At 65.1% G+C, this 21,097-nt stretch carries 17 protein-coding genes; 13 read left to right on the forward strand and 4 right to left on the reverse strand.

Features of this window, described 5'->3' with window-relative positions; translation table 11 throughout:
* Positions 1-9 precede the first annotated feature (9 nt).
* Together ribBA and ACDI39_RS06375 are read left to right on the forward strand one after the other, a co-directional pair.
* Positions 10-1,122 carry a bifunctional 3,4-dihydroxy-2-butanone-4-phosphate synthase/GTP cyclohydrolase II gene (ribBA, locus tag ACDI39_RS06370; RefSeq protein WP_225790828.1) on the forward strand — a complete coding sequence of 371 codons (1,113 nt, stop codon included), beginning with the start codon at positions 10-12 and terminating at the stop codon, positions 1,120-1,122.
* A gap of 397 nt (positions 1,123-1,519) precedes the next feature.
* The gene (locus ACDI39_RS06375; protein WP_486538058.1) at positions 1,520-2,809 is read left to right on the forward strand and encodes a hemolysin family protein; all 1,290 of its coding nucleotides are present in this window, start codon (positions 1,520-1,522) and stop codon (positions 2,807-2,809) included.
* 432 nt (positions 2,810-3,241) lie between these two features.
* On the opposite strand, the gene ACDI39_RS06380 is transcribed toward ACDI39_RS06375, so the two are convergent.
* The gene (locus ACDI39_RS06380) at positions 3,242-4,639 is read right to left on the reverse strand and encodes a PAAR domain-containing protein (protein ID WP_486538060.1); all 1,398 of its coding nucleotides are present in this window, start codon (positions 4,637-4,639) and stop codon (positions 3,242-3,244) included.
* Positions 4,640-4,999: 360 nt separating this feature from the next.
* On the opposite strand from ACDI39_RS06380, the gene ACDI39_RS06385 reads away from it, so the two are divergent.
* From ACDI39_RS06385 to yghU, 7 genes are all read left to right on the forward strand, one after another.
* Positions 5,000-6,025, forward strand: a complete 1,026-nt coding sequence (locus ACDI39_RS06385) for a polyamine ABC transporter substrate-binding protein (protein WP_225789629.1) — start codon at positions 5,000-5,002, stop codon at positions 6,023-6,025.
* Positions 6,022-6,939, forward strand: coding sequence for an ABC transporter permease (locus ACDI39_RS06390; RefSeq protein ID WP_225789630.1), 918 nt, complete (start codon positions 6,022-6,024; stop codon positions 6,937-6,939). The genes ACDI39_RS06385 and ACDI39_RS06390 overlap by 4 nt, the downstream gene beginning before the upstream one ends.
* 6 nt (positions 6,940-6,945) lie before the next feature.
* Positions 6,946-7,755, forward strand: coding sequence for an ABC transporter permease (locus ACDI39_RS06395; protein ID WP_225789631.1), 810 nt, complete (start codon positions 6,946-6,948; stop codon positions 7,753-7,755).
* A gap of 19 nt (positions 7,756-7,774) precedes the next feature.
* Entirely contained in the window at positions 7,775-8,923 is a 1,149-nt protein-coding gene (locus ACDI39_RS06400; RefSeq protein ID WP_253104567.1) for an ABC transporter ATP-binding protein, read from the forward strand.
* A gap of 191 nt (positions 8,924-9,114) precedes the next feature.
* On the forward strand, positions 9,115-10,179 hold the full coding sequence (locus tag ACDI39_RS06405) for a GlxA family transcriptional regulator (protein WP_225789633.1): 1,065 nt from the start codon (positions 9,115-9,117) through the stop codon (positions 10,177-10,179).
* Between the two features lie 253 nt (positions 10,180-10,432).
* Positions 10,433-11,641: an NAD(P)/FAD-dependent oxidoreductase gene (locus tag ACDI39_RS06410; protein WP_253104565.1), complete on the forward strand. Its 1,209-nt coding sequence runs from the start codon at positions 10,433-10,435 to the stop codon at positions 11,639-11,641.
* A 290-nt stretch (positions 11,642-11,931) separates the two neighbouring features.
* Positions 11,932-12,771, forward strand: a complete 840-nt coding sequence (yghU, locus tag ACDI39_RS06415; protein ID WP_225789635.1) for a glutathione-dependent disulfide-bond oxidoreductase — start codon at positions 11,932-11,934, stop codon at positions 12,769-12,771.
* A 40-nt stretch (positions 12,772-12,811) separates the two neighbouring features.
* Here yghU and ACDI39_RS06420 read toward each other — a convergent pair whose 3' ends face one another.
* Positions 12,812-14,782, reverse strand: coding sequence for a BCCT family transporter (locus ACDI39_RS06420; RefSeq protein WP_225789636.1), 1,971 nt, complete (start codon positions 14,780-14,782; stop codon positions 12,812-12,814).
* Between the two features lie 262 nt (positions 14,783-15,044).
* On the opposite strand from ACDI39_RS06420, the gene ACDI39_RS06425 reads away from it, so the two are divergent.
* Together ACDI39_RS06425 and ACDI39_RS06430 are read left to right on the forward strand one after the other, a co-directional pair.
* On the forward strand, positions 15,045-16,748 hold the full coding sequence (locus ACDI39_RS06425; RefSeq protein ID WP_253104562.1) for an amidase: 1,704 nt from the start codon (positions 15,045-15,047) through the stop codon (positions 16,746-16,748).
* Positions 16,749-16,902: 154 nt separating this feature from the next.
* Positions 16,903-17,826 (forward strand): pyridoxal-phosphate dependent enzyme, encoded by a 924-nt coding sequence (locus ACDI39_RS06430; RefSeq protein ID WP_253104559.1) that lies wholly within the window; start codon positions 16,903-16,905, stop codon positions 17,824-17,826.
* A 3-nt stretch (positions 17,827-17,829) separates the two neighbouring features.
* Here ACDI39_RS06430 and ACDI39_RS06435 read toward each other — a convergent pair whose 3' ends face one another.
* Positions 17,830-18,729, reverse strand: coding sequence for a LysR family transcriptional regulator (locus ACDI39_RS06435; RefSeq protein ID WP_225789639.1), 900 nt, complete (start codon positions 18,727-18,729; stop codon positions 17,830-17,832).
* A gap of 112 nt (positions 18,730-18,841) precedes the next feature.
* On the opposite strand from ACDI39_RS06435, the gene ACDI39_RS06440 reads away from it, so the two are divergent.
* Entirely contained in the window at positions 18,842-19,237 is a 396-nt protein-coding gene (locus ACDI39_RS06440; protein WP_253104556.1) for a RidA family protein, read from the forward strand.
* Between the two features lie 30 nt (positions 19,238-19,267).
* On the opposite strand, the gene ACDI39_RS06445 is transcribed toward ACDI39_RS06440, so the two are convergent.
* Positions 19,268-19,726, reverse strand: coding sequence for a metallophosphoesterase family protein (locus ACDI39_RS06445; RefSeq protein WP_253104554.1), 459 nt, complete (start codon positions 19,724-19,726; stop codon positions 19,268-19,270).
* Positions 19,727-19,985: 259 nt separating this feature from the next.
* Here ACDI39_RS06445 and ACDI39_RS06450 point away from each other — a divergent pair, with 259 nt between their 5' ends.
* A complete protein-coding gene (locus ACDI39_RS06450) occupies positions 19,986-21,083 on the forward strand; it encodes a carboxynorspermidine decarboxylase (protein WP_225789642.1) in 1,098 nt (365 codons plus the stop codon).
* The last annotated feature ends 14 nt before the right edge of the window (positions 21,084-21,097 follow it).

Consider the following 21,097-nt stretch of genomic DNA (forward strand, 5'->3'; position numbering starts at 1 on the left):
GTGTGCAGCATGGCTTTCAACAGCATCGAAGAACTCCTCGAGGATTATCGGCAAGGCAAGATGGTCCTGCTGGTGGACGACGAGGACCGTGAGAACGAGGGCGACCTGCTGATCGCCGCCGAGCGCTGTGACGCCCAGGCCATCAACTTCATGGCCCGCGAGGCGCGTGGGCTGATCTGCCTGACCCTGACCGACGAGCACTGCCAACGCCTGGGCCTGGAGCAGATGGTGCCGAGCAACGGCAGCGCCTTCAGCACTGCCTTCACCGTCTCCATCGAGGCTGCCACGGGCGTCACCACCGGGATCTCCGCCGCCGACCGGGCGCGCACCGTGGCCGCCGCCATGGCCCCCCACGCCCGCCCCGAAGACCTGGTCCAGCCCGGCCACATCTTCCCCTTGCGCGCCCGCGAAGGCGGCGTGCTGACCCGCGCCGGCCACACCGAGGCCGGCTGCGACCTGGCGCGCCTGGCCGGTTTCAGCCCGGCCTCGGTGATCGTCGAGGTGCTCAACGACGACGGCACCATGGCCCGCCGTCCGGACCTGGAACTGTTCGCCGAGCGCCACGGCATCAAGATCGGTACCATCGCCGACCTGATCCACTACCGCCTGAGCACCGAGCAGACCATCAAGCGCATCGGCGAGCGCGAGCTGCCGACCGTGCACGGCACCTTCCGCCTGGTGACCTACGAGGACCGTATCGAAGGCGGCGTGCACATGGCCATGGTGATGGGCGACATCCGCCGCGACCTGCCGACCCTGGTGCGGGTGCATGTGATCGATCCGCTGCGCGACCTGGTCGGCGCCGAGTATGCCGGCCCGGCCAACTGGACACTGTGGGCGGCGCTGGAGAAGGTTGCCGAGGAAGGTGCCGGCGTGGTCGTGATCCTCGCCAACCACGAATCCTCCCAGGCCCTGCTCGAGCGCGTGCCGCAATTGACCCAGCCGGTGCGTCCGTACCAGAGGGGCCAATCGAAGGTGTATTCGGAAGTCGGCACCGGCGCGCAGATCCTCCAGGACCTGGGCGTGGGCAAGCTGCGCCACCTTGGTCCGCCGCTCAAGTATGCGGGGTTGGCAGGGTATGAGTTGGAGGTGGTGCAAAGCATTCCGTTCGAGGGCTGCTGATTTTCGCGGTATCTGTGTGGGCCTCATCGCGGGTGAGGCCCCAGATTGAGCATGCGAGGTAGCGACCGAATCACACAGCTTGTAAAACAATGCCCTCCACACCCGAAATAGCAGTGGTTAACATTAAGTTCCCTTGGACTCCCTATTTCCTGCATGGCAACTTCATCGGAGCCACCCAGTTGCGCCTTCCCTGACGAGAAAGGCCCATACTGCGAACTATCCCCCCCAGCAGAGCGCTCCGCACGGCCTCTGACCAGCCGCCCCATCACGCCAGCTTTCCTGTTTCGATCCCGCCTCGGTGGCGTGCTGCGCCTACCGCACGTGCGCTTTGGCTGCCCGTACCGACAGAAAACGAGTGCATGGAACTTGCCTCGGTGGTGTACGTAGGAGAACAGCAATGGAATTTTTCATACTGGCTTTGCTGATCGTCCTCAATGGCCTGTTTGCCATGTCGGAGATCGCCCTGGTGGCAGCGAGGAAAGCACGGTTGATGAGGCTGGTGGCCGAAGGGGACTCATCAGCCGCGGTGGCCCTCAAGCTTGGCGAGGACCCGACCCGGTTTCTCTCGACCGTGCAGATTGGCATCACCTCCATTGGCATCCTCAACGGTATCGTCGGTGAAGCTGTATTGGCCGCCCCTTTGGCCGAATGGCTGCAAACCCTGGGTGTGCCGAGCGCGACAGCAAGCCTCGGAGCCACGGCAGGTGTGGTGATCGTGATCACCTACGTCTCCATCGTGATCGGTGAACTGGTGCCCAAGCGCATCGGGCAAATCAATCCAGAGGGCATTGCCCGCTTGGTCGCGCGGCCGATGGTGACCCTCGCTTTCCTGACGCGTCCTTTCGTGGCCGTGCTGTCCTGGTCGACCCAGGCCATTCTGCGCATCATGGGCGTGCGTCCGCTCGACAATCCGAGCGTCACCGAGGAAGAAATCCAGGCAATGCTCGAAGAAGGCTCCGAGGCTGGAGTGATCGAACACCATCAGCACCGAATGGTACGCAATGTGTTCCGCCTGGACGACCGCCGACTCGGCTCGTTGATGATCCCGCGTTCAGACCTGGTTTATGTCGACATTCGCAGGCCCCCGGAAGAGAACGTCCAGGTGATGATCGAGTCCGAGCCCTCTCGTTTTCCGGTCTGCGACGGTGGCCTGGACAACCTGCTCGGCCTGATTCATGCCAAGCAGGCCTTTGCTTGCCTGGCCAAGGGCGAGCAGCCTAACTTCACCGACCAACTCCCTCCCTGCGTGTTCGTGCCTGAAACCCTCACCGGCATGGAGCTGCTGGAGCAATTTCGTGCCAATGGCATGCACATGGCGTTCGTGATCGACGAATATGGTGAGTTGCAAGGCATCGTCACGCTGCAGGATGTACTGGAAGCCGTAACCGGCGAGTTCACCCCTGACGATGAAAACGATGCTTGGGCCGTCCAGCGGCACGATGGCTCCTGGCTGCTCGATGGCGCCATCCCGATCCTGGAGATGAAGGATCGCCTGGCATTCAAGACAATGCCCGAGGAAAACAGGGGCCGCTACCACACCCTGTCCGGCATGGTCATGCTGCTGCTTGGCCGGGTGCCGGTCACTGGCGACCGGGTAGAGTGGGACGGCTGGATATTAGAGGTGGTCGACATGGACGGCAAACGCATCGACAAGGTGCTGGCGACTCCTGTTGAAACACCGGAATGAGATGAATTGGATGGCCGCAATGGAGGGAACGAGCACGAGTGGCACGACTACGCTACAAATCGAAAAAGATACATCGTAAGTAACCAACACAATCCGATATAGACACAACTGATCGCCACCCGCATGCGACGCCCCAAATACGCAGGAAACTCTCGAGCATCCGTCGGATCCAGCCATCCTCGCCGAATTCCTAGGCTGGGCCATACGGCAGCAGTACTCATTGCCGCTACGATGAATACTCGTGATTTAAGGGTGTTCGTCCCCCATGCTCTGATTTCCTCGTCCATCCCAGAGCTTCGTCCAAAAGCACGACACATCACCCCGAAATGACGAGATGCAGCAATATGGAGTGTCATGGCAATTCCCGTCATCATAATCAGAAAGGGAGTACCAAGTAGAATCAGTCTCAAGACCGCAGGCCAGTCACTGACATCAATCATATGAGACCTCATAGAATATTTTCCCAAAGTACTCACCAAAATGCTCACCCAGTTTCGCCGTGCCCAATGAACCACTACCTACCAAGGCAATGCCACAAACCGCCTTTCCCCAGAATCCGAAATTGCATACCAACTTAGCTGTGTTACTTGCTGCAATGCTACCAGCGGTGCCGCCCACCAACCCACCAGAAAAGCTCCCAGTCTCAGTGAACCGAATTCTCCTGCATTCCTCCGTCTCCCCTGCCCGGCACGCCTCCTGCACTTTCAAGTAGGACGAAGAAGCCCCCAACCCAATCGCCACATATCCACCATATTTCAAATACCGCGCCGTCTTCGCCACTTCTTCCAAATGCGTCGCATACCCCGGTATCTGCCCCGGCCCACCGGCCTTTTTCCAGTGATGCACCACACGCTTGGACGAAATCCCAAGATCCCGGCGCAGCCTGTCGTAGGTGCCCAGGTTCAACCGCTTGTGCAGGAACGCAGTACTCAATTGCGCGCTGAGCTGCTGATACAGCGCCTGGCGCGATGCGAAGAATTCCGGGCTTCTGAGGTGCCCATGCAAGGCAAACTGCCGTTGGTGCAGCGCCTCGATGCCCTTGAGCGTGTCCTTGACCTGCCCAAGCCCCTTTTCCAGCATGTCCTTGCCCACGCCCATCGAGGTGCTCGCCCCACTCAGCACCCCGGCAATCTCCCCGATATGCGCCATCATGAAATTGGCCTCCTCCTCGCTGAGGATCGCCAACGACTCCCGTGCATGCTCGGCCGCGCGCATCAGGTCGGCTTCTTCACGGGTACAGGCATGGTGGTTGTCGGGGTCGCCGATGACGAAGATCTCGCCGGCCTTGAAGCCCTGCTCGAAGGTGGGGTTAAGCCGTTGGATACGGGCGATGGGCAGCGTCTGGTCCTGCTCCAGCAACCGGCTCAGCAGTTGTGGGCCAGACATGCTGCGGGGGACGATGTAGAAGCCGGGCTCGAGCGCGACCGGCGATGAGGTGATGCCCGCCGGTGCCTGCACGGCGGACACTGCCTGCGTGCCGGCGGCAGCGTGCGCCGAACGGGCAGTGGGCGTGACGCCGTCCAGCGAACGGCTGGACGGTACCTCGCCATGCAAGGGCGCCACCACCCTGTTGCGGCCACTGGGGCATCCACACGCGACCAGCGAGCCATCCATCGCCAGTGGCTGGCCATTGGAAATCCACCCGAGATAGCCCTCCACGACGATCCCAGGTTCGCCACACAGTGGGCATTCAGTGGTTGCATCCCCAACCCGCAGGACCTTGCGCCCCTCGCAGAGATAGCCCTCGCCACTGGCGATGCAGATCGCCCCCGTCGTGGTGATGTCACCGTCTACTGCCTGGCCTCTGCCCTCGAGACTGACGCGGTACATATGCAGGTTCCTTTGCCTGGAAAAGCTCCGAAACCTAACAGGTGCAAGCGGGCCTGTTGCCTTGGCGCTGACAAAAGAGACCTTTCCTACACCGCACAGGAAAGATTCTGCAGCCCAATCGCGACCCGACAGGCTCAGCGATGAGCCTGCCGCTGGCACGGCACAAATGATGGCCGGTAGCCTCACACCTCTTGCCAAAAACTTGGAATACCATAATATGATATCCCGTAGACCTTGAGTTTTCGGCCGACTTCACAAGCACAACACGGCCACGCGACATCCTTTGCAAAGCTGCTCCCCGAATACATGGCGGGCGACAGGAAGCCCGCTGAAATAACAAAAGCAACGAGGGCGTTAACCATGCTGTTGAGCAAACGTGTAACCGCAGTGCTGTCCGCCAGCCTGCTGACCCTGGCCTGCCAGGCCACCCTGGCCGCAGACAGCCTGAACTTCGTCAGCTGGGGCGGTACCACCCAGGACGCCCAGAAACAGGCATGGGCCGAACCCTTCAGCCAGAGCAGCAAGATCAAGGTCGTGCAGGACGGCCCCACCGACTACGGCAAGCTCAAGGCCATGGTCGAGAGCGGCAACGTGCAGTGGGACGTGGTCGACGTCGAAGCCGATTTCGCCCTGCGTGCCGCCAGCGAAGGCCTGCTCGAGCCCCTGGACTTCTCCACCATCCAGCGCGACCGCATCGACCCGCGCTTCGTCTCCGACCACGGTGTCGGCTCGTTCTTCTTCTCCTTCGTGCTCGGCTACAACGAAGGCAAACTCGGCGCCAACAAGCCGGTGGACTGGTCGGCCCTGTTCGACACCCAGACTTACCCAGGCAAACGCGCCCTGTACAAGTGGCCAAGCCCCGGCGTGCTGGAGCTGGCCCTACTGGCCGACGGCGTGCCGGCCGACAAGCTCTACCCGCTGGACCTGGACCGCGCCTTCAAGAAGCTCGACACCATCAAGAAGAACATCGTCTGGTGGGGCGGCGGCGCCCAGTCCCAGCAACTGCTGGCCTCCGGCGAGGCCTCGCTGGGGCAGTTCTGGAACGGTCGGGTCTATGCCCTGCAGCAGGACGGCGCGCCGGTCGGCGTGAGCTGGAAGCAGAACCTGGTCATGGCCGACTTCCTGGTCATCCCCAAGGGTGCCAAGAACAAGGACGCGGCCATGAAGTTCCTGGCCAACGCCAGCAGCGCCAAGGGCCAGGCCGACTTCGCCAACCTCACCGCCTACGCCCCGGTCAACCTGGACAGCATCGCCCAACTCAAGCCCGACCTGGCGCCGAATCTGCCGACCGCCTACGCCCAGGACCAGGTGACCCTGGACTTCGCCTACTGGGCGAAGAACGGCCAGGCCATCGCGGCCCGCTGGAATGAGTGGCTGGTCAAATGAAAGTCGCCATCAACGCCCTGCACGACACGCAAGGCGCCCCCAGCGGCACCGGCGCACCAGGGGCGGCCGTGGGCCGCCCATCCCTGAGCCAACGCTGGCGCGGCAGCCGCAACCTGTTGCCGGCCCTGCTGTTTCTCGGCCTGTTCTTCTTCGCCCCGCTGATCGGCCTGTTGCTGCGCGGGGTGCTGGAGCCGGTGCCAGGGCTGGGCAACTACGAGCAGTTGTTCGCCAACTCGGCCTATGCGCGGGTGCTGTTCAACACCTTCTCGGTCGCTGGCCTGGTCACCCTGATCAGCGTGCTGCTGGGCTTTCCCCTGGCTTGGGCGATCACCCTGGTGCCACGCGGCTGGGGCCGCTGGCTGCTGAACATCGTGCTGCTGTCGATGTGGACCAGCCTGCTGGCGCGCACCTACTCGTGGCTGGTATTGCTGCAAGCCTCCGGGGTGGTGAACAAGGTGTTGATGGCCGTCGGCATCATCGATGCGCCGCTGGAGCTGGTGCACAACCTCACCGGCGTGGTGATCGGCATGAGCTACATCATGATCCCGTTCATCGTCCTGCCGCTGCAGGCGACCATGCAGGCGATCGACCCGATGGTGCTGCAGGCCGGCTCGATCTGCGGCGCCAGCCCCTGGACCAACTTCTGGCGGGTGTTCCTGCCGCTGTGCCGCTCGGGCCTGTTCTCCGGCGCGCTGATGGTGTTCGTCATGTCCCTGGGCTACTACGTCACCCCGGCCCTGCTCGGTGGCGCGCAGAACATGATGCTGCCTGAGTTCATCGTCCAGCAGGTGCAGTCGTTCCTCAACTGGGGGCTGGCCAGCGCCGCCGCCGCGTTGCTGGTGCTGATCACCCTGGTGCTCTTCTACTTCTACCTGAAGCTGCAGCCGGAATCGCCGGTCGGCAACGCGAGGTAAGCCGCCATGCTCCTGACTCCCAACGCCATGGGCCGCCCGCTGCGGGTGGGCCTGTACCTGACCACCGGCGTGATCGCGGCCTTCCTGCTGCTGCCGATCCTGTTCATCGTGCTGCTGTCGTTCGGCTCATCCCAGTGGCTGGTGTTCCCGCCGCCGGGCTGGACCTTCAAGTGGTACGGCCAGTTCTTCTCCAACCCCGAATGGATGGACGCGGCCCTGGCCAGCCTCAAGGTCGCCGTGCTGACCACCCTATGCGCGGTGCTGCTGGGCCTGCCCACGGCCTTCGCCCTGGTGCGCGGGCGCTTCCCGGGCCGCGAGTTCCTCTATGGCCTGTTCACCCTGCCGATGATCGTGCCGCTGGTGATCATCGCCGTGGCGGTGTACGCACTGTTCCTCAAGCTCGGCTACACCGGCACGCTGTTTTCCTTCGTGGTCAGCCACGTGATCGTCGCCCTGCCCTTCACCATCATCTCGATCATCAACTCGCTCAAGCTGTTCGACCAGTCGATCGAGGATGCCGCGGTGATCTGCGGCGCCTCGCGCCTGCAGGCGATCTTCAAGGTGACCTTCCCGGCGATCCGCCCGGGGATGATCGCCGGCGGGCTGTTCGCCTTCCTGGTGTCGTGGGACGAGGTGGTGCTCAGCGTGATGATGGCCAGCCCGACCCTGCAGACCCTGCCCGTGAAGATGTGGACCACCCTGCGCCAGGACCTGACCCCGGTGATCGCCGTCGCCTCGACGCTGCTGATCGGCCTGTCGGTACTGGTCATGGTCATCGCCGCCGCCCTGCGCCGGCGCAACGAAGTCAGCGCCTGAGCGCCCGGAGACAACGACAATGAGTGCAGTCATGAACGATTCCGCGCACGACAAGACCCTGGTCAGCCTGCGCAACCTGAACAAGCACTACGGCGACTTCGCCGCCGTGGACAACATCAGCCTGGACATCCAGGACGGCGAGTTCCTCACCTTCCTCGGCTCCAGCGGCTCGGGCAAGTCGACCACGCTGTCGATGCTGGCCGGCTTCGAGACGCCCAGCAGCGGCGAGATCCTGGTCCAGGGCCAGTCGCTGGTGAAGGTGCCGCCGCACAAGCGCGACATCGGCATGGTGTTCCAGCGCTACTCGCTGTTCCCGCACCTGTCGGTGCGCGACAACATCGCCTTCCCCCTGGCGATTCGCAAGCAAAACGCCGCACAAACAGCCAAGCAGGTCGATGCCATGCTCAAGCTGGTGCAACTGGAGAAGTTCGCCCACCGCCGCCCGGCGCAGCTGTCCGGCGGCCAGCAGCAGCGCGTGGCGATCGCCCGGGCACTGGTGTACGAACCGCGCATCCTGCTGATGGACGAACCCCTCGGCGCCCTGGACAAGAAGCTGCGCGAGGACCTGCAGGACGAATTGCGCCAGTTGCATCGGCGCCTGGGCATCACCATCGTCTACGTGACCCATGACCAGGAAGAGGCCATGCGCCTGTCCCAACGTATCGCCATCTTCAGCCACGGCAAGATCGTCGGCCTGGGCAGCGGCTACGACCTCTACCAGAACCCACCGAACGCCTTCGTCGCCTCGTTCCTGGGCAACTCCAATTTCCTCCGGGTCAAGGCCAGCAGCAATGGCGCGGCGGGTTTCGAGGGACAGTCGCTGGCGATCCGCCTGACCCCGGGGCTGGCTGCCGAACAGGATGCGCTGGTCATGGTGCGACCGGAGAAGGCCCTGGCGCTGACGGCCGAGCAGGCCCTGCGCGAGCCGTTGCCGGCGGGGTGGAACGAGGTCAGTGCCCGCGTGGGCGAGGTGCTGTTCCTGGGCGAGAGCCAGACCTGCCATGTAGTCACCGCCGGAGGGACCGAGATGACCGTGAAGGCGCTGTCCGCCGCGGGCATGCCGATGCTGCCCGGGGATACCGTCAAGGTGCGCTGGGCGGTGGCCGATGCCTGTGTGTATACCGCCTGGGCCGAAAGCGACCTGAGCAAGGCGGCGGGCGCGCACTGAGCCAGCCTGGGTGTAATCTTGGGGGCCGCTTTCGCGGCCCCTGTGAGCTTTCTGCACGACAACAACCCCACAGGGAACTCATAGAACGCAAGGCGCCTTACCCCGCTCCCCCGGCATGTACTACCATGGGCCAAGGTCAGGGCCGACCTCAGTCCATGCGCCTCCCATGACAGCCGAACGATTGCGCCACCATGAACGATATCGCCCACATCCCGCAGTCCCCTGCCCTGCAACCCGTCGGCCAGCCGCGCCGGCTGGTGTTCCTCGCCTACCCCCAGATGGGCCTGCTCGACCTGACCGGCGCCCAGACGGTGTTCTGGGCCGCCACCAAGGCCATGGGCGAACGTGGCCTGCCCGGCTACCAGATGCATACCGCCAGCCTCGAAGGCGGCCTGCAGCCGACCGCCGAAGGCCTGGCAGTAGCCACCGAGCGCCTCGCGCCCCTGATGCACCAGCCCGTCGATACGCTGATCGTGCCCGGCGCACCGGACATCATCCGTACCCTCCCCGATCATGCCCCCCTGGTGGCCTGGTTGCGCGAGGCGGCCAAAGGCGTGAGGCGCACCGCCTCGGTGTGCAGCGGCACCTTCCTGCTGGCCAGCGCCGGCCTGCTCGACGGCCGTCGCGCGGCCACCCACTGGGCCATGTGCGATGTCCTGCGCCGGGACTTTCCGGCGGTGGAGGTGGACAACGAATCGATCTTCGTCCAGCAGGACAAGGTCTGGACTTCTGCCGGCGTCAGCGCCGGCATCGACATGGCCCTGGCACTGGTGGAGGCCGACTGTGGCCGTGAGGTGGCGATGCAGGTGGCGCGGGAGCTGGTGGTGTTCCTCAAGCGCCCCGGCGGGCAGGCGCAGTTCAGCGAGCTGCTCAAGTCCCAGGGCCAGGACTGCGCCGAGTTCGAGGCGCTGCACCTGTGGCTGAGCCAGCGCCTGGACGACCCACGCCTGAGCGTGGAAAGCATGGCCCAGCAGGTGCGCATGAGCGTGCGCAACTTCTCGCGCGTCTACAAGGCCAAAACCGGCCGCACGCCGGCCAAGGCCATCGAGGTGTTCCGCCTGGAGGCCGCACGCCGCTTGCTGGAGAACTCCACCAGCAACATCGACCAGATCGCCCGCCACTGCGGCTTCGGCACCGAGGAGCGCATGCGCCATGCCTTCCAGCGTCACCTGGCGGTGTCGCCACGGGACTACCGCAGCCGCTTCACCCGCCCGTTCAACCTTGCCGGCGACGCCCTCCCCGCCAACCCGCTCTAGGGCGTTCGGCCGGGCTGGCCGAAAGTCAGGGTTTTTTGGCCTATGTGGCGCACGCCGTTGCGCTTAGCATCGATTCCAGCCCATCCGCCAACAAACGCATGACCCCAAGAACGACAACAGGCCAGACCGTGTCCGGCGACACGCTGACACCGCGTGCCCGCCAGCCACGCATCCACTGAGCGGTATCCTCTCCAGGCCTCTGGAGAACGCCCTCGGGGATGCATCTGCCCGTCACTTTCTCCAGGAGCACAACATGAAACGACAGATTCTGATTATCGGTGCAGGATTCGCTGGCCTGTGGAGCGCCCTGAGCGCTGTACGCCTGCTGGACCAGCATGGCCGGGACGATGTCGAGGTGACCGTGCTCGCCCCCCAGGCCGAACTGCATGTCCGCCCGCGCTTCTACGAACCCGACGTGCACAACATGGCAGCGCCCCTGCAGGCGCTGTTCGACGCGGTCAACGTACGTTTCGTCAGGGGCACGGCCCAACGCATCGACGAGTCGGCCCGTACGGTGGCCTATCGTGATCCCTCCGGCCAGGAGGCGAGCGTGGGCTACGACCGCCTGATCATGGCCTGTGGCAGCCTGCTCAATCGCCCGGACCTCGCTGGTTTCGACCAGCATGCCTTCGACGTCGACAAGATCGAGTCGGCGGTGCGCCTGGAAGAGCACCTCAAGTCCCTGGCCTCGCAACCGGACAGCGCGGCACGCAACACCGTGGTGATCGCCGGCGGCGGTTTCACCGGCATCGAGACCGCCACCGAGCTGCCCGGCCGCCTGCGGGCGATCCTGGGCGAGCAGGTCAAGCCGCGTATCGTCGTGGTCGACCGCGGCGCGAGGATTGGCGCCGCCCTGGGCGACGGCATCAGCCCGGCCATCGTGGAGGCATCCGCGGCACTGGGCATCGAATGGATCTGCGCAGCCACCGTGGCCTCGGTGGATGCCGATGGAGTATTGCTCGACAACGGCCAGCGCATCGCCGCCAATACCGTGGTCTGGACCGTCGGTTTCAAGGCCAACCCGCTCACCGGGCAGATCAGCGGCGAGCGCGACCGCCAGGGCCGCCTGCACGTGGACGGCCACCTCAAGGTCAAGGGCAACGATGCGGTGTACGCCGCAGGCGACGTCGCCTACGCCGCCTGCGACGAGGTTGGCAACCATGCGGTGATGTCCTGCCAACATGCCATTCCTCTGGGCCGCTACGCGGGCAACAACGCCGCCGCCGAGCTGATCGGCGTGGCCCCGATGACCTACAGCCAGCCCAAGTACGTCACCTGCCTCGACCTCGGCGCCTGGGGCGCGGTGTACACCGAGGGCTGGGAGCGCAAGGTCATGCCGCCCGAGGACAGGGCCGAGGCCAAGAAGCTCAAGGCGCAGATCAATACCGTGTGGATCTACCCGCCGGCTGCGGAACGCGCCGCGGCGCTGGCGGCAGCGGACCCGCTGATCCCCGTGGCCTGACCGATCACGTCGCCTCGGCGCCCAGTTGAGCAGCGCTTGGCGATCCTGGGGCTGCTTTGCAGCCCATCGCCGGCAAGCCGGCTCCCACAGGGTGGCGCCGGACTCCAGAGTTGCGCTGTACCTTGCCGGCGATGGGGCGCACCGCGCCCCCGAATGCCAATAGAGCGTCTTGACTAGCGCTGAACGCCCAGGAAAGGCCCCACCGTATTTGCCCTTTGCTCCGAACCCGTGGCATAGATGCAGGTCCACGTCTTTACGTGACCGCTTCGAGCCATCAGGAGATTCCGTGCATGAGCAAGTCCCCCTACGTCCCGCCCAAGGTCTGGACCAACGACACAGCCTCCGGCGGCCAGTTCGCCAGCATCAACCGCCCCATCGCCGGCCCCACCCATGAGCAGGATCTGCCCGTCGGCAAGCACCCGCTGCAGCTCTACTCCCTGGCCACGCCCAACGGGGTCAAGGTGACCATCCTGCTGGAGGAGCTCCTCGCCCTGGGCCACCGCGGCGCCGAGTACGACGCCTGGCTGATCCGTATCGGCGAGGGCGACCAGTTCTCCAGCGGCTTCGTCCAGGTCAACCCCAACTCCAAGATCCCCGCCCTGCTCGATCGCAGTGCCGAGCCGCCGGTGCGGGTGTTCGAGTCTGGCTCGATCCTGCTGTACCTGGCCGAGAAGTTCGGCGCGTTCCTGCCAACCACCCCGGCGGCGCGTACCGAGAGCCTGAACTGGCTGTTCTGGCAGATGGGCGCGGCACCCTACCTGGGCGGCGGCTTCGGCCACTTCTACGTGTATGCGCCAGAGAAGTTCGAATACGCCATCAACCGCTTCACCATGGAAGCCAAGCGCCAGTTGGATGTGCTCGATCGGCGCCTGGCCGAAAGCCGCTACCTGGGCGGGGACGAATACAGCATCGCCGACATCGCCGTCTGGCCCTGGTACGGCCAACTGGTGCGCGGCAACCTCTACGACGCGGCCGAGTTCCTCGCCGTGCACGAGTACACCCATGTGCGCCGCTGGGCCGAGGAGATCGCCCAGCGGCCGGCAGTGCAGCGTGGCACGCGGGTCAACCGGACCTGGGGCGACGAGCAAAGCCAAGTGCCGGAACGCCACTCGGCGGCAGACCTGGATTGACCGCACGGGCCGCTCCGGCAAGAGCGGCCCCGCTGCCACCTCAGCCCACCAGGTGCAGGAAGTGCATGTGCCGCTCGAAGTGATCGAGAATGTCGCCGATCACCTCCTCCTTCGACCACCCCATCACATCATGGTCCTGCCCGCCTTCACGCAGGTGCACCTCGGCGCGGAAGTACTTGCGCTCCTCACCCGGCGTATCGCTCATGACGAAGCTGGGCATGGTGTAGGCATGGGGCCTGATCTCGTAGACGAAGGGATGGTCGCTCGGCCCCACCTTGAGCGTGACACTGCCGCCCTCACCCTCCTCCACGCTGCATTCATAGCCCTGCCGGCGCCACTCCTCGGCCACCGACTGGCAGGCCGGCAACCCCACTTCGGCGATGAACCGCAGCACATGCGCCCGGCGCGGGAACATGGCCAGGGTGCGCAAACGCCGCTGCCAGTTGCCGGCGGCGCGGGAGGCGGTCGGCGAGATCGCCAGGGCCTGGTAGCGCAGGCCGCGCTTGGTGGCGTCGAGCTTGAGCGCCTTGAGCAGCCCGCGCATGCTGCACAGCAAGGCGATGGTGAACGGTAGCGCACTGGCGATGGTCGCCGTCTGCAGGGCCTTGAGGCCGTCGGCCAGCAACAAGGCGATGGCCACCACGCCCATGCTCGCGGCCCAGAAGATACGCTGGCGGACCGGCGTGTGCTCCTGCCCACCCGAGGCGAGCATGTCCACGACCATGGCGCCGGAGTCTGCCGAGGTGACGAAGAACACCAGCACCATGACGATCGCCAAGGTGCTGATGGCGCCGGCGAACGGGAAGTGCTCGAGGAAGGCGAACAACGCCAGCGAAGTGTCCTGGTCCACCGCCCGGGCCAAGTCGGTCAAGCCCTCGTCGAGGATCATGTGGATCGCCGTGTTGCCGAACACGGTCATCCACAGCAAGGTGAAGCCGGTCGGCACCAGCAGCACGCCGGTGACGAACTCGCGGATCGTCCTGCCCCGGGAGATGCGTGCGATGAACAGCCCGACGAAGGGCGACCAAGCCAGCCACCAGCCCCAGTAGAACAGCGTCCAGCCGCCGATCCAGTCGGTGGGTTGGTAGGCATAGAGGTTGAGGGTACGGCTGACGATTTCGCCCAGGTAGCCGCCGGTGTTCTGCACGAACGTCTGCAGGATCAGCACCGTCGGCCCGAGCAGCACCACCATCAGCAACAGCAGCACCGCCAGGCCCAGGTTCAGCTCCGACAGGCGGCGGATGCCCTTGTCCAGGCCGGAAACCACCGACAGGGTGGCGAGGAAGGTGGTGCCGATGATCAGCACGATCTGCACCGGTATCGACACCGGCACGCCGAACAGCGCGTTGAGGCCGGTATTGATCTGCGCGACACCGAAGCCCAGCGAGGTGGCCACCCCGAACACCGTGCCGATGATGGCGAAGATGTCCACCGCATGACCGATCGGCCCATGGATACGCTCGCCGATCAACGGATAGAGCGCCGAGCGCAAGGTCAGCGGCAGGCCGTGGCGGAAGCTGAAGTAGGCCAGGATCAGGGCGACGATGGCGTAGATCGCCCAGGCATGCAGGCCCCAGTGGAAGAAGGTGATGCGCATCGCGTCGGAGGCCGCCATCACCGTGCCGCCCTCGCCCACCGGCGGCTTGACGAAGTGCATCACCGGCTCGGCGACGCCGAAGAACATCAAACCGATGCCCATGCCGGCGGAGAACAGCATGGCGAACCAAGTGGTGCTGCTGTAGTCCGGCGTGCTGTGGTCGGGGCCAAGCTTGATGTCGCCATAGCGGCTGACACCGAGGAACACCACGGTGCCGAGGATGATCGCCACCGCCAGGATATAGAACCAGCTGACGTTGCCGATGATCCAGCCCTGGATGTGCGCGAACAAGGCCTGGGCATGGGACTGGAAGACGCTGGCATAGAGCACCAGCACCAGCAGCAAGGCAGCGGAAATCCAGAAGACTGGCGGGTTGACGGTGGAGGTGGAGGCAGATTCTGGCGTATTGGGCATGTATCGGTGGCTCCGGATCGTTGATCTTGCCAGCCCCAACGCGGGCGACATGGGCCTGGGCTTGGTACGAAAAGCGCCTGAGCAGCGCTCGACGGCTTTTCATGCAAAGCCTAAGACTAGACTGCGACCCGTCAACTTCGCCTGCGTTCCCTCCATCGTGCCGCGCTGCAACAAACCATTGCCACGCTGCATGCCTGCGCCCGGCAAGGGCTTCTTGCTACACTCGCGGCCATGATTTTCCACCTGCACAACTGGTGACAGCATGATCGAGGTAACCGAGGTTTCCATTGCCGAGCTGCGCGACGCGCTCGAGACCGGCCGCACGACGGCGGTCGAGCTGGTCAAGGCCTACCTGGCCCGCATCGACGCCTATGACGGAGCCGACACCGCCACTGCCCTGAATGCCGTGGTGGTACGCAACCCTGACGCACTCAAGGAGGCCGAGGCCTCCGATGCCCGCCGGGCCCGGGGCGAAACCCTCGGCCCGCTGGATGGCATCCCCTACACCGCCAAGGACAGCTACCTGGTCAAGGGCCTCACGGCCGCCTCCGGCAGCCCGGCGTTCAAGGACCTGGTGGCCCAGCGTGACGCCTTCACCATCGAGCGCCTGCGTGCCGCTGGCGCCATCTGCCTGGGCAAGACCAACATGCCGCCCATGGCCAACGGCGGCATGCAGCGTGGCGTCTACGGCCGTGCCGAAAGCCCGTACAACGCCGCCTACCTGACCGCGCCGTTCGCGTCCGGCTCCTCCAACGGTGCCGGTACCGCCACCGCCGCCAGCTTCTCGGCCTTCGGCCTGGCCGAGGAAACCTGGTCCAGCGGTCGCGGCCCGGCGTCCAACAATGGCCTGTGCGCCTACACCCCCTCGCGCGGGGTGATCTCGGTGCGTGGCAACTGGCCGCTGACCCCGACCATGGACGTGGTGGTGCCCTATGCCCGGACCATGGCCGACCTGCTGGAGATCCTCGACGTGGTGGTCGCCGACGACGCCGATACCCGCGGCGACCTGTGGCGCCTGCAACCCTGGGTACCGATCCCGGCCGCCTCGCAGGTGCGCCCGGCCTCGTACCTGGACCTGGCCGCCGACGCCAGCGCGCTCAAGGGCAAGCGTTTCGGCGTGCCACGCATGTACATCAATGCCGACCCCGAGGCCGGCACCTCGCAGAAGCCAGGTATCGGCGGCCCGACCGGCCAGCGCATCAATACCCGCGCCAGCGTCATCGATCTGTGGAACCAGGCCCGCCAGGCCCTGGAAGCGGCCGGTGCCGAGGTGATCGAGGTGGATTTCCCGCTGGTCTCCAACTGCGAGGGCGACCGCCCCGGTGCGCCGACCGTGTTCAACCGCGGCATCGTTTCCAAGGAGTTCCTGCACGACGAGCTCTGGGAGCTGTCCGGCTGGGCCTTCGACGACTTCCTGCGGGCCAACGGCGACCCGAAACTCAATCGTCTGGCCGATGTCGACGGCATGCAGATCTTCCCCCATGACCCAGGCACCCTGCCGAACCGCGAGGACGACCTGGCTGCCGGCATGGACGAGTACGTGAACATGGCCAAGCGCGGCCTCAAGTCGTGGGACCAGATCGAGACCGTGCCGGACGGCCTGCGTGGCCTGGAGAAGACGCGCAAGCTCGACCTCGAGGACTGGATGGACGACCTCGGCCTGGACGCCGTGCTGTTCCCCACCGTGGCCGACGTCGGCCCGGCGGACGCCGACGTCAACCCGGCATCGGCGGATATCGCCTGGAGCAACGGCGTGTGGGTGGCCAATGGCAACCTGGCGATCCGTCACCTGGGCGTGCCCACCGTCACCGTGCCCATGGGCGTGATGGCCGACATCGGCATGCCGGTCGGCCTGACGTTCGCTGGCCGCGCCTACGACGACTCGGCGCTGCTGCGCTTTGGCGCGGCGTTCGAGTCCACCGGCTCGCGCCGCCTGGTCCCGCCGCGTACGCCACCGCTGGGCTGAGTCCGAGCAGGTAAGGCTTTCAGCTAGCATCGGGGCTGCTTTGCAGCCCCAATGCCGGCTGGCCAACATTGCGGCTCGCCCGCCAATGAGCTTGTGCACTCCCCGCCCCGAATGGTGCATGCTTGGGTCGTAAAACGACTCGTTGGAAACTGCCATGCCCCTGCACATCCAGACACCCCTGATCGAATCCCGCCCCCTCTCCCTGGCCACCCAGCGCTCGGTCTGGCTCAAGCTCGAAGCCCTGCAACCCTGCGGCTCGTTCAAGCTGCGCGGGGTGGGCCATGCCTGTGAGGTCCACCATGCCCGTGGCGCCCGGCACTTCGTCTGCTCCTCCGGCGGCAACGCCGGCCTGGCGGTGGCCTATGCCGGTCGCCGGCTCGGCGTGCCAGTGACCGTGGTCGTGCCGCAGACGACCACCGAGCGGGCCCAGGAACTGCTGCGCCTGGAGCAGGCCAAGGTGGTGGTGCACGGCAGCTCCTGGCAGGAGGCCAACGAACTGGCGCAGAGCCTGGTGGGACCGGGCGATGCCTTCATCCACCCGTTCGACGACCCGCTGCTCTGGACCGGCCATGCCAGCCTGATCGACGAAGTGGCCCGGGAAGGCCACAAGCCCGACGCGGTGGTGCTGTCGGTCGGCGGTGGCGGGCTGCTCAGCGGTGTGGTCGAGGGCCTGCAACGCAACGACTGGCACGATGTGCCGGTGCTGGCAGTGGAAACCGAAGGCGCCGCCTCGCTGCATGCGGCCATCGAGGCCGGGCACCCGGTGGCGCTGGAACGTATCGCATCGGTGGCCACCTCCCTGGGGGCCAAGCGTGTGGCCGACCGGGCGATGGACTGTGTGCGCCAGCATCCCGTTCACAGCGAATTGGTCAGCGACCGCGAAGCCCTGCTGGCGTGCGAGCGGTTTTTGCTCGATCACCGCGTGCTGGTCGAGCCGGCCTGCGGCGCGGCGCTGGCCCTGGCCTACACACCTGGACGCCTGGGGGAGTACCGCAATGTGCTGGTGATCGTCTGTGGCGGGGCCACGGCGACCCTGGAGCAGATTCGCAGCTGGCTGGAACAGGTGGGCGACCGATGAGCATCAAGGCCTCGCCATCACCTCGACCACCCAATCGATGAATACCCGCAACTTCGCGCCCACATGGCGATTGGGTGGGTAGGCTACATACAGCGGCATAGGCTCCAGGGCCCAGTCTTCGAACAACCGCACCAGCGCGCCGGTGGCCAGGTGCGGCCGGGCCATGTAGTCCGGCAACCAGAGCACACCCAACCCGGCGAGCCCCGCGGCAAGATAGGCACTGCCGTCATCCACCGCCAGCACCGGCCGCCCTTGCACCTGCAAGCGCTCCTCTCCCCGGCTCAGGGCATAGGGCACCGGCTTGCCGGTGCGTGCCCAGAGAAACCCGACGACACGCTGCACCGGCCCTTCCAGCTCCAGCGGATGCAGGGGTCTCCCCAGCCGCTCCAGATAGGCCGGTGAGGCATAGACGCCCAACTGCAGGTCGGCGACCTTGCGCGCCATCAGCGACTGGTCCAGCAGTTCGCCGCCGCGCACCACGCAATCGACGTGCTCGCCGATGATGTCGACGATGCGGTCGCTCACCCCCATGTCGATCTGGATGTCCGGATAGCGCGTGTGGAATTGCGCCAGCGCCGGTATCAGCACCATGCTCGCCAAAGGGCTGGGTACATCCACCCGCAGCTTGCCCCGGGGCTGGCTAGCCGCACCGCTCAGGCTGGCCTCGGCATCCTCCAGGTCCGCCAGCAGGCGCACCACCCGCTCGTAGAACAGCGCGCCATCATTGGTCAGCCGCACCTTGCGTGTGGTGCGGTTGAGCAGGCGCACCCGCAGTCGCGTCTCCAACTGCTGCACCAGCTGGGTGACGCTGGTGCGACTCATGTGCAAGGTATCGGCGGCCTTGGTGAAGCTGCCGGCCTCCACCACTCGGGCAAACGCACGCATTGCATCGAAACGGTCCATCAGCGGCCCCGATTATTTGGGATGAACAAACAATGATAACCAGACTTGCGCATTTATCGCGCGAGCCGGGCTTCGTAGAGTAGCGTCATCACCCACCCGATGGAGATATGCCATGACTCAGCGTGACGTCGTGTTCCTGCCAGGCCGTCAGGCCTTGTATGACATCAACCACTACTCCCCGGCGATCCGCACCAATGGCTTGCTCTTCGTTTCCGGACAGGTCGGCAGCCGCGAGGATGGCTCGCCCGAGCCTGGCCTGGAAAACCAGGTGCGCAGGGCATTCGGCAACCTCAACGCGATCCTTGCCGAAGCCGGCTGCAGCTTCGACGATGTGCAGGACGTGACACTGTTCATCGTCGATCCACAGGACAAGTTCGACACCATCTGGAACCTGGTGCGCGCGGAGTTCTGGGGGCCTGCGCCCTACCCGACCGTGACGGCGATCGGGGTCACCTGGCTGTATGGGTTCGATTTCGAGATCAAGGTGGTTGCCCGGTTGCCGGCGTAATCCCCACACCGTGTTGGAGCCACGGCCCTTTCACTCCAGCAAATTGACGATCCTCGGCGCCACCTCGCGTGCACTCATCTCGAGCAACGCAACGCTCACCGGCAACTTGAAGCGCCTGGGCCCGGCACTGCCCGGGTTGAGATAAAGCCGCCCTTCGCGCCAGTCGATGCACGGCTTATGGGAATGCCCGGTGATCACCACCCGCACGTCCCTGGCGAGCGTGTCGGGCACGTCGGCCTTGTCGTGCACCAGCAGGGTCGTCCATCCCCCCATGTCGAACTGGCGCACGTCCTCCAGCGCCTCGGCCCAGGGCAACCCGAGATCGTTGTTGCCCCGCACCACCTGCAGGGGGGCCAGTGCCGCCAGGGCATCGAGTATCTGCGCTTTGCCGATGTCGCCGGCATGGACGATCAGCTCGCAGCCTTGCAGCGCCGCGAGCGCTTCAGGTCGCAGCAGGCCATGGGTATCGGAGATGACGCCGACCTTCATGCACAGGCTCCCGGTATCGAGGATTGACCCGGCAATCATACCCTGCGATGGGCCTCGCAACGCCTCGGCTCGGTTATATCGGTGTCATATTGCCCTGTTCAACTGGGCCCTGGGGATGGCGCATGCACAGACGCGGTGGCACCGTGGTAGCAACCTGCAACAGAACTCGGACGAAATGCGCCTTGCGCCCTTTCGATATGCGGCAAGTGAAGGCACAATGCGTGTCCTTTTTTTGGCCGGCCTGGCCGGGGGCCTTTAAATGATCAAGACGCCGTATTACCTCATCGACAAACAGAAGCTGCTGGGCAACATGCAGAAGATTGCCTACGTGCGCGAGCAGTCCGGGGCCAAGGCCCTGCTGGCACTGAAGTGCTTCGCCACCTGGTCGGTGTTCGACCTGATGCAGCAGTACATGGATGGCACCACCTCTTCGTCGCTCTACGAGCTCAAGCTCGGTCGCCAGAAGTTCGCCGGCGAAACCCACGCCTACAGCGTGGCCTGGGCCGACGACGAGATCGAGGAAATGCTCGCCAACTGCGACAAGATCATCTTCAACTCCATCGGCCAGTTGCAGCGCTTCGCCGAGCAGTCCGAAGGCAAGGTCCGCGGCCTGCGGGTCAACCCACAGGTGAGCAGCTCCGACTACCTGCTGGCCGACCCGGCGCGCCCGTTCAGCCGCCTGGGCGAGTGGGACCCGGACAAGATCGAGAAGGTCATCGGGCAGATCTCCGGCTTCATGTTCCACAACAACTGCGAGAACGGTGATTTCGGCCTGTTCGACAAGATGCTCTCGCACATCGAGGAACGCTTCGGCCACCTGCTGCACAAGGTCGAGTGGGTCAGCCTAGGCGGTGGTATCCACTTCACCGGCGAGGACTACGCCCTGGACGCCTTCTGCGCGCGCCTGAAGGCGTTCTCCGAGACGTACGGCGTGCAGGTGTACCTGGAGCCGGGCGAAGCGGCCATCACCCAGAGCGCCTCGCTGGAAGTCACCGTGCTCGACACCCTGTACAACGGCAAGCACCTCGCCGTGGTCGACAGCTCCATCGAAGCGCACATGCTCGACCTGCTGATCTACCGCCTCAACGCCAAGATGGCTCCCAACGACGGCGAGCACACTTACATGGTCTGCGGCAAGTCGTGCCTGGCCGGTGACATCTTCGGCGAGTACCAGTTCGATCGTCCGCTGGCCATCGGCGATCGCCTGTCGTTCATCGACGCGGCGGGCTACACCATGGTCAAGAAAAACTGGTTCAACGGTCTGAAGATGCCGGCCATCGTGGTCAAGCAGCTCGACGGCAGCGTCGAGGTGGTTCGCGAGTTCGGTTTCGAAGACTACGTGTCCAGCCTGTCCTGACGACAGGCCTTCAG

This window comes from Pseudomonas sp. Tun-23181, from assembly GCF_057415455.1.

What these genes read in the sequence shown, in the direction of transcription:
- ribBA (WP_225790828.1), top strand. Translation starts at nt 10, where the DNA reads ATGGCTTTCAACAGCATCGAAGAACTCCTCGAGGATTATCGGCAAGGC.
- ACDI39_RS06385 (WP_225789629.1), top strand. Translation starts at nt 5,000, where the DNA reads ATGCTGTTGAGCAAACGTGTAACCGCAGTGCTGTCCGCCAGCCTGCTG.
- ACDI39_RS06395 (WP_225789631.1), top strand. Translation starts at nt 6,946, where the DNA reads ATGCTCCTGACTCCCAACGCCATGGGCCGCCCGCTGCGGGTGGGCCTG.
- ACDI39_RS06450 (WP_225789642.1), top strand. Translation starts at nt 19,986, where the DNA reads ATGATCAAGACGCCGTATTACCTCATCGACAAACAGAAGCTGCTGGGC.
- ACDI39_RS06380 (WP_486538060.1), bottom strand. Translation starts at nt 4,639, where the DNA reads ATGTACCGCGTCAGTCTCGAGGGCAGAGGCCAGGCAGTAGACGGTGAC.
- ACDI39_RS06390 (WP_225789630.1), top strand. Translation starts at nt 6,022, where the DNA reads ATGAAAGTCGCCATCAACGCCCTGCACGACACGCAAGGCGCCCCCAGC.
- ACDI39_RS06375 (WP_486538058.1), top strand. Translation starts at nt 1,520, where the DNA reads ATGGAATTTTTCATACTGGCTTTGCTGATCGTCCTCAATGGCCTGTTT.
- ACDI39_RS06440 (WP_253104556.1), top strand. Translation starts at nt 18,842, where the DNA reads ATGACTCAGCGTGACGTCGTGTTCCTGCCAGGCCGTCAGGCCTTGTAT.
- ACDI39_RS06435 (WP_225789639.1), bottom strand. Translation starts at nt 18,729, where the DNA reads ATGGACCGTTTCGATGCAATGCGTGCGTTTGCCCGAGTGGTGGAGGCC.
- ACDI39_RS06425 (WP_253104562.1), top strand. Translation starts at nt 15,045, where the DNA reads ATGATCGAGGTAACCGAGGTTTCCATTGCCGAGCTGCGCGACGCGCTC.
- ACDI39_RS06430 (WP_253104559.1), top strand. Translation starts at nt 16,903, where the DNA reads ATGCCCCTGCACATCCAGACACCCCTGATCGAATCCCGCCCCCTCTCC.
- yghU (WP_225789635.1), top strand. Translation starts at nt 11,932, where the DNA reads ATGAGCAAGTCCCCCTACGTCCCGCCCAAGGTCTGGACCAACGACACA.
- ACDI39_RS06410 (WP_253104565.1), top strand. Translation starts at nt 10,433, where the DNA reads ATGAAACGACAGATTCTGATTATCGGTGCAGGATTCGCTGGCCTGTGG.
- ACDI39_RS06405 (WP_225789633.1), top strand. Translation starts at nt 9,115, where the DNA reads ATGAACGATATCGCCCACATCCCGCAGTCCCCTGCCCTGCAACCCGTC.
- ACDI39_RS06420 (WP_225789636.1), bottom strand. Translation starts at nt 14,782, where the DNA reads ATGCCCAATACGCCAGAATCTGCCTCCACCTCCACCGTCAACCCGCCA.
- ACDI39_RS06445 (WP_253104554.1), bottom strand. Translation starts at nt 19,726, where the DNA reads ATGAAGGTCGGCGTCATCTCCGATACCCATGGCCTGCTGCGACCTGAA.
- ACDI39_RS06400 (WP_253104567.1), top strand. Translation starts at nt 7,775, where the DNA reads ATGAGTGCAGTCATGAACGATTCCGCGCACGACAAGACCCTGGTCAGC.